Source organism: Streptomyces fuscigenes (genome assembly GCF_021556455.1).
GTDB lineage: Bacteria > Actinomycetota > Actinomycetes > Streptomycetales > Streptomycetaceae > Streptomyces > Streptomyces fuscigenes.
This window is the reverse complement of the sequence record NZ_JAKGCV010000165.1, coordinates 1-11,337: the sequence shown is the minus strand read 5'-3', so window position 1 is coordinate 11,337 and position 11,337 is coordinate 1. Positions and strand designations below refer to the sequence as shown.

The 11,337-nt window shown below is 73.5% G+C and carries 10 protein-coding genes; 4 read left to right on the top strand and 6 right to left on the bottom strand.

What is annotated here, in order from left to right; genetic code table 11:
- Positions 1–115: 115 nt before the first annotated feature.
- Positions 116–1,660, bottom strand: a complete 1,545-nt coding sequence (locus L1885_RS15325; RefSeq protein ID WP_235797669.1) for a S8 family serine peptidase — start codon at positions 1,658–1,660, stop codon at positions 116–118.
- Between the two features lie 411 nt (positions 1,661–2,071).
- On the opposite strand from L1885_RS15325, the gene moaA reads away from it, so the two are divergent.
- Positions 2,072–3,061, top strand: a complete 990-nt coding sequence (gene moaA / locus L1885_RS15320) for a GTP 3',8-cyclase MoaA (RefSeq protein ID WP_235797668.1) — start codon at positions 2,072–2,074, stop codon at positions 3,059–3,061.
- A 55-nt stretch (positions 3,062–3,116) separates the two neighbouring features.
- Here the strand turns inward: moaA and L1885_RS15315 are convergent, their stop codons facing one another.
- On the bottom strand, positions 3,117–3,365 hold the full coding sequence (locus tag L1885_RS15315) for a hypothetical protein (RefSeq protein WP_235797667.1): 249 nt from the start codon (positions 3,363–3,365) through the stop codon (positions 3,117–3,119).
- 295 nt (positions 3,366–3,660) lie between these two features.
- Complete coding sequence (locus L1885_RS15310; RefSeq protein ID WP_235797666.1) at positions 3,661–4,119, bottom strand: DUF3099 domain-containing protein; 459 nt, start codon at positions 4,117–4,119, stop codon at positions 3,661–3,663.
- 321 nt (positions 4,120–4,440) lie between these two features.
- Here L1885_RS15310 and L1885_RS15305 point away from each other — a divergent pair, with 321 nt between their 5' ends.
- Positions 4,441–4,719: a GlsB/YeaQ/YmgE family stress response membrane protein gene (locus tag L1885_RS15305; RefSeq protein WP_235797665.1), complete on the top strand. Its 279-nt coding sequence runs from the start codon at positions 4,441–4,443 to the stop codon at positions 4,717–4,719.
- A 184-nt stretch (positions 4,720–4,903) separates the two neighbouring features.
- Here L1885_RS15305 and tyrS read toward each other — a convergent pair whose 3' ends face one another.
- From tyrS to L1885_RS15290, 3 genes are all read right to left on the bottom strand, one after another.
- Positions 4,904–6,169: a tyrosine--tRNA ligase gene (gene tyrS, locus L1885_RS15300; RefSeq protein ID WP_235797664.1), complete on the bottom strand. Its 1,266-nt coding sequence runs from the start codon at positions 6,167–6,169 to the stop codon at positions 4,904–4,906.
- 132 nt (positions 6,170–6,301) lie between these two features.
- Positions 6,302–7,705: a metallopeptidase TldD-related protein gene (locus tag L1885_RS15295; RefSeq protein WP_235797663.1), complete on the bottom strand. Its 1,404-nt coding sequence runs from the start codon at positions 7,703–7,705 to the stop codon at positions 6,302–6,304.
- Positions 7,702–9,228 carry a TldD/PmbA family protein gene (locus L1885_RS15290; RefSeq protein ID WP_235797662.1) on the bottom strand — a complete coding sequence of 509 codons (1,527 nt, stop codon included), beginning with the start codon at positions 9,226–9,228 and terminating at the stop codon, positions 7,702–7,704. Before L1885_RS15290 ends, L1885_RS15295 begins: the two co-directional genes overlap by 4 nt.
- 246 nt (positions 9,229–9,474) lie before the next feature.
- On the opposite strand from L1885_RS15290, the gene fabG reads away from it, so the two are divergent.
- Positions 9,475–10,194, top strand: coding sequence for a 3-oxoacyl-[acyl-carrier-protein] reductase (gene fabG / locus L1885_RS15285; RefSeq protein ID WP_235797661.1), 720 nt, complete (start codon positions 9,475–9,477; stop codon positions 10,192–10,194).
- A 4-nt stretch (positions 10,195–10,198) separates the two neighbouring features.
- Positions 10,199–10,972 (top strand): enoyl-ACP reductase FabI, encoded by a 774-nt coding sequence (gene fabI / locus L1885_RS15280; protein ID WP_235797660.1) that lies wholly within the window; start codon positions 10,199–10,201, stop codon positions 10,970–10,972.
- Positions 10,973–11,337: the final 365 nt, after the last annotated feature.

Genomic DNA, 11,337 nt, shown 5'->3' with positions numbered 1-11,337 from the left:
CGCCGGCCGGAAGGCCCCCGGTGCCCGGCGCGCGCCCGGCCCCACGGCGCGCGCCGCGGCCCCTTTCACCGTGCGTCCCGGGCGCGCCTCACCCGTGTCCCGGCGGCGCACCCTCTCAGCGGCGCACCGCGTCCAGGGCGTCCGCGAGGCCCGCACCGTAGAAGCCGTTGTGGCGGGCGCCGCCCTTGCAGAGGGCGTCCGCCGTGCCGTCGCCGTCGATGTCGTAGGTCCCGCCGCACGGCGTCGCGTCCGCCTCCCCGTACAGCAGCGCCTTCACCGCGGCCGCCGACGCGTGCGGGTGGGTGGACTTGATGAGCGCGGCGACGCCGGCCACGTGCGGGCTCGCCATGGAGGTCCCCGCCATGTAGCCCCAGCCCCCGCCCGGCAGCGTGCCGAGGATCAGGCCGCTCTGCGCCGGCGGCGCGGGCTTCTGGTAGGCGTCGCTGTCGCCGCCGGGAGCGGCGATGTCGACGATGCCGTCGCCGTAGTTGGAGAACGACGACTTCAGATCCTTGGCGCCCGTCGCGGCGACCGTCACCACGCCCGGCAGCTCCGTCGGGATGTCGTAGCACTTCGACGTGTCGATCTCGCGCGGTACCGCCGTGCCGTCGTCGGGGCTGGAGGGGTCCGTGATCGTCGGAGACGTCAGGTCGTAGTTCTCGTTGCCCGCCGCGGCCACGTTGACCGTGCCCCGGCTCTCCGCGTACCTGCTGGCCCGCGTGACGGCGTCGACCAGCGCCCGCTGGTCCGGGTCGTTGGTGCAGTTGAAGTACCAGGGATCCGTGTAATAGCTGTTGTTCGTCACGTCCACGCCGTGGTCCGCCGCCCACATGAAGCCGCAGACCACCGCCTCCGTGTAGAAGAGGCCGGCCGGCGTGCCCACCTTGATGCCCGCCACCTTCACGCCCGGCGCCACGCCCGTCATGCCCACACCGTTCTTCGCCGCGGCGATCTCGCCCGCGACGTGGGTGCCGTGCGGGCTGTCGGCCGCCGTGGGGCGCCAGGCGCCGAACGCCGTGTCCGGCTTGCCGCCGACGCAGTCGACCGAGGCCGCGCGGTCGAAGTTCGGCGCGATGTCGGGGTGCGTGTCGTCGACGCCCGTGTCGATGACCGCGACGGTCACGTCCCGGCTGCCGAGCGTCCTGAGGTGCGCCTTGTCGGCCTTGATGGCACCGAGGTCCCACTGGAGGGGTTCCAGCGGATCCTGACCCGCCGTCCGCTCGTGCCGCGCCGCGGAGACCTGCGCGGCGGACAGCCTCTTCGGGGCGCCCTCGTCGGTCAGCGACTCGGCGGGCAGCGGGGCGGTCCTGGTCGCGCCGGCGGACCGGACGCCCCACACCCGCCGCATCGCGGCCCCGAAGCCGGGGTCGCGCGACGTCGCGACCAGCACCCCGATCCGGTCGTACGAGGTGACGAGGGTGCCGCCGGCCCGGGTCAGTGCGTGCCGCACGAGGGCGTCGGTGACCGCGCCGCCGGTCGTGTTGACCACATAGGTCAGCGCGGGCCCGTCGGCCGCGCCGGTCGCCGGTCCCGCCGCGGCGGCGGAGGCGGTGGCCGGAAGGAAGCCCAGCGCGGCGGTCAGTGCGAGGGCGGCGGTGATCGCCGCCGGACGGCGCCCGTGCGGGCGCGGGTGCCGGGCTTCGTGTACCGGGCGGGCCATGGGGTCTCCACTTCATCCGTGAGTGAGAGGGGGTGCGGGTGCGTACGGGCGGGGCGCGTACGGACGGACCTTCTGCTGCGGTACGGAGGGAGGTGCGCGGTGCGGAGGCGCTGCATGCGGAGGCTTTGCGGTGGGGGAGGGTGCGCGGTGCGGGCGGTGCGGGGACGTGCCGCCGCGGTGCACTGCACAGTTGTGTGCATGACATGGCGACGTGACGAAGGAAGGTATCCCGCCTCCGCGCGCCCATCAACCGCTTCGGCCGGAAAACGCCCGTCCGGGAGCGGCATCCGGCCGTGCTCGTAGGGATCTACGACCGGTCCGCCGCGCTCCTCGTGGCTATCGGCCCCCACCGCTGTCCGGGGCCTGACGTACCCTCGAAGACACCGATCAGTGACCACGGGAGGCCGCACAGTGCTCATCGACACGTATGGCCGTGTCGCCACCGACCTGCGGGTGTCGCTCACCGACCGGTGCAATCTGCGGTGCTCCTACTGCATGCCGGAGGAGGGCCTGCAGTGGCTGGCGAAGCCCGACCTGCTCACGGACGACGAGATCGTCCGCCTCGTCGAGGTCGCGGTGCGGTCCCTGGGCATCACCGAGGTCCGCTTCACCGGGGGAGAGCCCCTGCTCAGGCCCGGGCTGGTCGGCATCGTGCAGCGGGTGGCCGCGCTGCCGGCGAGGCCCAGGATGTCTCTGACGACCAACGGCATAGGCCTCAAGCGCACGGCGGAGGCGCTGAAATCGGCCGGTCTCGACCGGGTCAACGTCTCCCTGGACACCCTGCGGCCCGACGTCTTCAAGGCCCTCACCCGGCGCGACCGGCACGCCGACGTCCTGGCGGGCCTCGACGCGGCGCGCGCCGCCGGGCTCGTCCCGGTCAAGGTCAACACCGTGCTGATGCCGGGCCTCAACGACGACGAGGCGCCCGACCTGCTCGCCTGGGCCGTCGAGGAGGGCTACGAGCTCCGCTTCATCGAGCAGATGCCGCTCGACGCCCAGCACGGCTGGAAGCGCGACGGCATGATCACCGCGGCCGAGATCCTCGCCTCCCTGCAGCGGCACTTCACGCTGACGCCCGAGGGCGAGCGGGAGCGCGGCGCCGCGCCCGCGGAGCGCTGGATCGTGGACGGCGGCCCGCACCGGGTCGGCATCATCGGCTCCGTCACGCGGCCGTTCTGCGCGGCCTGCGACCGTACCCGCCTGACGGCGGACGGCCAGGTGCGCACGTGCCTGTTCGCCACGGAGGAGACGGACCTGCGCGGCGCGCTGCGCTCCGGCGCCGAGGACGAGGAGATCGCCCGGATCTGGCGGCTGGCGATGTGGGGCAAGAAGGCCGGTTCCGGACTGGACGACCCGTCCTTCCTCCAGCCCTCGCGGCCGATGTCGGCCATCGGCGGCTGAGCGGCCCGTCCGCCCCCCGGGCGACCCGTGGCGGGCCGCCCGCGGGCGGACAGGGTCAGTCGCCCGCCGCGCCCCCGCCGCCCTCCGGGCGCGCCTCCCATTCGGGGAGCGTCACGACGTCCTTGAGGAAGCCGCGCACGCCGAGGAACTTCGACAGGTGCTCGCGGTGCTCCTCGCACGCCAGCCAGGTCTTGCGCCGCTCGGGGGTGTGCAGCTTCGGGTTGTTCCAGGCGAGCACCCACAGGGCGGGCGCCCGGCAGCCCTTGGCGGAGCAGACGGGGGCGGGAAGGTCTCCGGAGATCACCCCGTCAGCCTAGGGCCTCTCGTTTGGATCTTGTCGGGCTCGTGCCCCGGCACCGGACCTCGCCGCCCTGGGTGCCGGGGAATGTGCCGGTCACAGCGGCTCGCCATTGGTCTGGACCAATGAAAGACAAACGACGCCGAGCAGCCACGGGGGGAGCTGCCCGGCGTCGGTCCGTCGCTCCGACGGGGGATGCGGAGCGCCTAAGAAGTATGTCACGCGGCCCGCATCCGCCGGAGGTGAACCGCGTGATTGATATGAGCTTTTCCTGAGCTTGGCGAAGCCCTGGTACGCCGGGTCAGACCCGGTCGCCCCGGTGCCGGGCGTGCTGCTCGGCACCCGCCGCGGGCCCCGTTCCCGCCTCGCTCCGCGCGTCGTTCCCGGTCGGCGGGCGGCTCTCCGGCCCGACCCGGGTGCTCCCGGCGCCGTCGGCGCGCGGGTCGGCCGCGGGGGCGGCCGCCGGGGAGCCGGCGGTGATCATCGGCCGGCTCACGGTGTGCACGAAGGCCGAGGGCAGCGACCTGGCGGTCTCCCGCCCGGCGTTGGCGATCACCACGGCCACGTAGGGCAGGAGCATCCCCACGGCCAGGGTCGCGATCGCCACCGGCCGCTCGACGTCCCAGAGCACCACGGTCAGGATCACGGCGAGTGTGCGGATCATCATGGAGATCACGTACCGGCGCTGCCTGCCCCGGACGTCCTCCTGGAGGCCCGCGGGGGCCCCGGTGATCCGGAAGACTCCGTTGTCATTGCGCATCCGCACCACAGTCCATCACCCGATTCGTGCTCGGACCCGCCCCGGTCCCGACGCACCTCACGGTACGCCGCGAGGACGCCGCCTTCGAGACCGGGGCGGCGCCGAAACCCGCGGGGCACCGGATCGGGCCATCGCGGCGCCGCTGACGCCGGGGCCGCGCCCGCCACGACCACGGCGCGGCGGTCAGGACACGGCACGCACGCCCGTCACGGCCCGCCGGGCCCCCGGTCGCGCGGACGGGTCCACCGGCGTGCGCGCCCGTGGGCACCGGCGGAGACTGACCGTGCCGTGCGCGCCCCGCGCCGCCCTGAGGAGGCCGCCATGCACTGGTTGTGGGTCATCGTCGTCGGACTCGTCCTCGGCCTGCTGGCCAGGGCGATCATCCCGGGCAGGCAGCGCATCCCGGTCTGGCTGACGGTGGTCTTCGGCATCCTGGGCAGCATCCTCGGCAACGCGGCCGCGGGCTGGCTCGGCGTGGCGGACACCCGGGGCGTCGACTGGACGCGTCACGTGCTGCAACTGGCGGGCGCCGTCCTCGTGGTGTTCCTCGGCGACGTCTTCTGGTCGACCGTGCGCGGCAGGCGCCGCGAGCGCATGTGAGGCGACCCGCCCGACCGGACACGAGAGGCGCGGGACTGCGGCGTCCGCCAGGGCGCCGGCCGGTACGCAGGGGCGATACGACGCGATCCGGCCGCACGGCCCGGCACCGCGCGATCCGCTGCGAGCGCCGTCCTGCCGCGGGCGGAGGGGCGGGCCCGGTCCGGGCGGACCGGGCCCGGACCCGTCAGGCGCCCGTGACCTCGACGGCAGCCAGGTTCCGCTTGCCGCGGCGCAGCACCAGCCACCGCCCGTGCAGCAGGTCGTCCGCCGCGGGCACGGCCTCGGCGTCGGCGACCTTCACGTTGTTCACGTACGCGCCGCCCTCCTTCACGGTGCGGCGCGCGGCCGACTTGCTCGGCGCGAGGCCCGTCCCGGCGAACAGGTCGGCGACGGCCACCGGTTCCTCGACCGTCAGAGCGGGCAGCTCGGCGAGGGCGGCCTGGAGGGTCGCCTCGTCCAGCTCCGCCAGGTCGCCCTGGCCGAACAGCGCCTTGGACGCCGCGATCGCCGCCGCGCACTGGCCGGCGCCGTGCACCAGCGTCGTCAGCTCCTCGGCGAGGGCGCGCTGCGCCGCGCGGGCCTGCGGCCGCTCCTCCGTCTGCCGCTCCAGCTCCTGAAGTTCCTCGCGGGACCTGAAGCTGAAGATCCGGGAGAAGCGGGAGATGTCCCGGTCGTCCGTGTTGAGCCAGAACTGGTAGAAGGCGTACGGCGAGTACATCTCCGGGTCCAGCCAGATGGCGCCGCCCTCGGTCTTGCCGAACTTGGTGCCGTCCGCCTTCGTGAGCAGCGGCGTCGCGAGCGCGTGCACCGACTCGCCCTCGACGCGGTGGATCAGGTCGATGCCCGCCGTCAGGTTGCCCCACTGGTCGCTGCCGCCGGTCTGCATGGTGCAGCCGTACTGCTGGTACAGCTTCAGGAAGTCCATGCCCTGCAGGATCTGGTAGCTGAACTCCGTGTAGCTGATGCCCTGGTCGGAGTTGAGGCGGCGGGACACGGCCTCCTTCGCGATCATCTTGTTGACCCGGAAGTGCTTGCCGATGTCGCGCAGGAACTCGATCGCGGACAGCCCCGACGTCCAGTCGAGGTTGTTCACGACGATCGCCGCGTTCGGCCCGTCGAAGGAGAAGTACGGCTCCAGCTGCCGCTGGAAGCGGCCCACCCACTCGGCGACGACCTCGGGGTCGTTCAGCGTGCGCTCCGAGGTCGGCTTCGGGTCGCCGATCAGTCCGGTCGCCCCGCCGACCAGGGCCAGCGGCCGGTGCCCGGCCTGCTGGAGCCTGCGTACGGTGAGGATCTGCACCAGGTTGCCCAGGTGCATGCTCGGCGCGGTCGGGTCGAAGCCCACATAGACCGTGACGGGACCGTCCGCGAACGCCTTGCGCAGTGCGTCCTCGTCAGTGGACACGGCGATCAGGCCGCGCCACTGAAGATCGTCGACGATGTCCGTCACGGTGCTCGTGTCTCCTCGTGGAATCTCTCGCCGCTCCCGGCGCGGTGGCCGCTGCGGCAGGGTGGTCTCGCATGCAGTCTAGAGGTGCCCCCCGGGCGCCCGGCGTCCTCGTCCGCCGCCGGGCGGGCGGGATCACACTCCCTTGCTGACCGAGCTCATGTTGAAGTCGGGCACCCGCAGCGCCGGCATCGCCGCCCGGGTGAACCAGTCGCCCCACTCGCGAGGGAGCGTACGCTCCGTGCGCCCCGCCTCGGCGACGCGCGACAGCAGCCCGACCGGGGACTCGTTGAAGCGGAAGTTGTTGACCTCGCCGACGACCTCGCCGTGCTCCACGAGGTAGACGCCGTCCCTGGTCAGCCCGGTCAGCAGCAGGCTCGCGGGGTCCACCTCCCGGATGTACCACAGCGACGTGAGCAGCAGGCCGCGCTCCGTGTCCGCGACCATCTCGTCCAGCGAGCGGCCCGGGCCCTGCCCTGCGGGCCCCTCCAGCACCAGGTTGCCGATCGCGGGCGCCACCGGCAGGCCCGTGAGGTCGGCGCTCTGCCGGGTGGTGACCAGCCGGTCGAGGCGCCCGTCACGGATCCAGTTCGTCGCCGACAGGGGCAGCCCGTTGTCGAAGACGGACGAGTCGTCGCCCGAGGCGTGCGCGACGACGAAGGGCGCGCACTCCAGCCCGGGCTCGTCCGGGTCGCTGCGCAGCGTCAGCGGCAGCTCGCAGAGCCGGTCGCCGACGCGGGTGCCGCCGCCGGGCCGGGAGAAGACCGTGCGGCCCTCGGCCGCGTCCCGCGCCGCCGAGGACCACAGCTGGTAGATCAGCAGGTCGGCCACCGCGGTCGGCGGCAGCAGCGTCTCGTAGCGCCCTGCGGGCAGCTCGACCTTCCTGGCCGCCCACGCGAGGCGGCGCCCGAGGTCCTCCTCCAGTGCCAGCGGGTCGACGTCCGTGAAGTCGCGGGTGGCCCGGCCCGCCCACGCGGAGCGCGTGCGGGCGTGGGACTTCGCGTTCAGCTCCAGGGTCCCGGCGGGCTGGTCGTAGCGCAGCCGGACGCCCGTGGACGTGCCGAGGTAGGTCGACGTCAGCTCGTGCTGCGCGAAGCCGTACAGGTCGCGGCCGCCGGCCCGGGCCCGCGCGAACGCCTCGCCGAGCGCCGGCGCGAACGCGTCGAAGACGTCGGGCGACGTCTCGCCGGGCGCGCCCGTGAAGTCGTCGGACGTCTCGGGGCCGGCGATCAGCGGCCGTGCGTCGTCGGCGGGTCCCGCGGTGCGCGCCGCGGCCTCCGCGGCCCGCACGAGCGGCTCCAGGTCCTCGGCCGTGACCGCCGAGCGCGAGACCACCCCGGCGGCGGTGCCCTGCGCCCCGTCCACGGTGGCGACGACGGTCAGCGTGCGGCCGCGGGTCACGCCGTTCGTGGTCAGCGCGTTGCCCGCCCAGCGCAGATTCGCCGAGGAGTGCTCGTCCGCGATGACGACGCAGCCGTCGGCCGTGGACAGGCCGAGGGCGCGCTCGACGATCTCGTGCGGCTTGCTGACGGCGCTCATCGCCCTGCCTCCTGCGTGGTGTTGAGGATGTTGACCCCGCGGAACAGCGCGGACGGGCAGCCGTGCGACACGGCCGCCACCTGGCCCGGCTGCGCCTTGCCGCAGTTGAAGGCGCCGCCCAGCACGTACGTCGACGGGCCGCCGACGGCCTCCATCGAGCCCCAGAAGTCCGTCGTGGTCGCCTGGTAGGCGACGTCCCGCAGCTGCCCCGCCAGCCGGCCGTTCTCGATGCGGAAGAACCGCTGGCCGGTGAACTGGAAGTTGTAGCGCTGCATGTCGATCGACCACGAGCGGTCGCCCACGACGTAGATGCCGTGGTCGACGCCGCCGATGAGGTCCTCGGTCGACAGGCCGCCCGGGTCGGGCCGCAGCGACACGTTGGCCATGCGCTGCACCGGCACGTGGCCGGGGGAGTCCGCGTACGCGCAGCCGTTGGAGCGGTCGAAGCCCGCGAGCCGCGCGATCCCCCGGTCGAGCTGGTAGCCGACGAGGGTGCCGTCCTGGATCAGGTCCCAGGACTGCGTCTCGACGCCCTCGTCGTCGTAGCCGATCGTGGCGAGCCCGTGCTCGGCGGTGCGGTCCCCCGTCACGTTCATCACCGGCGAGCCGTAGCGCAGCGTGCCCAGCTGGTCGAAGGTGGCGAAGGACGTGCCGGCGTACGCGGCCTCGAAGCCCAGCGCGCGGTCCAGTTCGGTGGCGTGGCCGATGGACTCGTGGATCGTCAGCCACAGGTTCGACGGGTCCACCACCAGGTCGTACGAGCCGGCCGCGACGCTCGGCGCGCGCATCTTCTCCGCGAGCAGGCCGGGGATGCGCTCCAGCTCCCCGTCCCAGTCCCACCCCGTGCCCGTCAGGTACTCCCAGCCGCGGCCGGCCGGCGGCGCGAGGGTGCGCATCGAGTCGAACTCCCCGCTCGCCGCGTCCACCGCCACGGCGGTCAGGGCCGGGTGCAGCCGTACCCGCTGCTGGGTGGTGACCGTGCCGGCGGTGTCCGCGTAGAACTTGTTCTCGTGGACGGTCATCAGCGACGCGTCCACGTGCGCGACGCCCTCCGCGCGCAGCAGCCGGACGCTCCACTCGGCGAGCAGGCCCGTCTTCTCGTCGTCGGGCACGGTGAACGGGTCGACGTCGTACGCCGAGACCCAGGTCTTGTCCGCGTGCACCGGCTCGTCGGCCAGCTCCACCCGCGCGCCCGCCTCGCCGGCCGCGCGCACGACCCGCGCCGACAGCTTCGCCATGGCGACCGCCTGGGAGGCGACCCGCGCCGCCGCGTCCATCGTGCGGTCGACCCCCGAGGCGAAGCCCCAGGCGCCGCCGTGCAGGACCCGCACCGCGTATCCGACGTCCGTGCTGTCCGACGACCCGGCGGGCTTCGCGTCCCGCAGCCGCCACGACGCCTGGCGCACCCGCTCGAAGCGGAAGTCGGCGTGCTCCGCGCCGAGCGCCCGGGCCCGCGCGAGGGCGGCATCCGCGAGCGCCCGCAGCGGCAGCTCAAGGAACGACTGGTCTACCTCATGGCGCACAGCGGCCACTCCCCGGATTCGGCACGTCATCGTCAACCGGCAGTGAACCACGCGGCACCGGCCCCCCACGCCCCGTTTGCCGCGCCGGCCGGCGCCCCCGCCGGTCGGCGCGGGCACCCGTGACTGTAGGGACCCGACAGTGCCGCCCCTGCCGCCCTGTCGGGGGGCGAGTGCCTCCGACGGCGCCGCGACCGATAGGTTTCCGGTGTATCCGCACCGCCGTACAGCTAGGGAAAGAGTGATCCGTTGAGCCGCTCGGTTCTCGTCACCGGAGGAAACCGGGGCATCGGCCTCGCCATCGCCCGCGCCTTCGCGGAGGGCGGCGACAAGGTCGCCATCACCTGCCGCTCGGGCGAGCCGCCCGAGGAGCTGACCTCGCTCGGCGTGCTGGCCGTGCGCTGCGACATCACCGACACCGAGCAGGTGGAGCAGGCGTACAAGGAGATCGAGGAGAAGCACGGTCCCGTCGAGGTGCTGGTGGCCAACGCCGGCATCACCAAGGACCAGCTGCTGATGCGCATGTCGGAGGAGGACTTCACCTCCGTCGTCGACACCAACCTCGGCGGGGCCTTCCGCGTGGTCAAGCGCGCCAACCGCGGCATGCTGCGCGCCCGCAAGGGACGCGTCGTGCTGATCTCCTCCGCCGTCGGCCTCATGGGCAACCCGGGCCAGGCCAACTACGCCGCGTCCAAGGCGGGCCTTGTGGGGTTCGCCCGGTCGCTCGCCCGCGAACTGGGCTCGCGCAACATCACGTTCAACGTCGTGGCACCCGGCTTCGTGGAGTCGGACATGACGGCCGTGCTCGGCGAGAGCCAGCGCGAGGCGATCCTCGGGCAGGTGCCGATGAAGCGCTTCGGGCTCGCCGAGGAGATCGCCGGCACCGTCCGGTTCCTCACCTCGGACGAGGCCTCGTACATCACTGGAGCCGTCATTCCCGTTGACGGCGGATTGGGCATGGGTCACTGATCACATGAGTGGAATCCTCGCAGGCAAGCGCATCCTCGTGACCGGGGTGCTCACGGACGCGTCCATCGCCTTCCACGCCGCCAAGGTGGCCCAGGAGGAGGGTGCCGAGGTCATCCTGACCGGCTTCGGCCGCCTGTCGCTCGTCGAGCGCATCTCCCGCCGCCTGCCCAAGCCCGCCCCGGTCATCGAGCTGGACGTCACCAACCAGGAGCACCTCGACGCCCTCGAGGGCAAGGTGCGCGAGCACCTCGGCGAGGACGCGAGCCTCGACGGTGTCGTGCACTCCATCGCCTTCGGCCCGCAGGGCGTCTTCAACTTCCTGGAGGCCGGCTGGGACGACGTGTCCACGGCCGTCCAGGTCTCCGCGTACTCCCTGAAGTCGCTCACCATGGCCTGCCTGCCGCTCATGGAGCAGCGCGGCGGCTCCGTCGTCGGCCTCACCTTCGACGCCCAGACCGCCTGGCCCAAGTACGACTGGATGGGCGTCGCCAAGGCCGCCCTGGAGTCCACCAGCCGCTACCTGGCCCGCGACCTCGGCGCGAAGAACATCCGCTGCAACCTGATCTCCGCGGGCCCCCTCGGCTCGATGGCCGCGAAGTCCATCCCGGGCTTCACCGAGCTGGCGGACGTCTGGAACCACCGCGCCCCCATCGGCTGGGAGCTCAGCGACCCGGAGCCCGCGGGCCGCGGCATCGTCGCGCTGCTCTCGGACTTCTTCCCCCGTACGACGGGCGAGATCGTCCACGTCGACGGCGGCGTGCACATGATGGGCGCCTGACGCGGCAACGGGCGGGCGCCGAGGCGCCCGCACCGCCAGGGGACCCGCGAGCGAGTGCGGGCGCCCCCGGCACGGCACGCGAACGGACGGTCACCGGCCCCTCACGGGCCGTGACCGTCCGAGTCGAAAAGCCCGGCATCTCCCCGCAGACTTGAGCCGACGGACCATCCTTCGGCTCGGGGGCGGGCAGGAGGTGCCGGGCTTCATGCGTCCACGCCACAGGGGAGCGGCGGCCCTCACCGCGGCCGTGCTGATCACCACCTCGCTCACCGCCGCCCAGCGGGTCGCCGCCCCGGGCGCCGCCGGGGTGTCCCCACCGGCGCGCGGCACCGCCGCGGACGGCCCCGCACGGGCCGTGCGGGCGG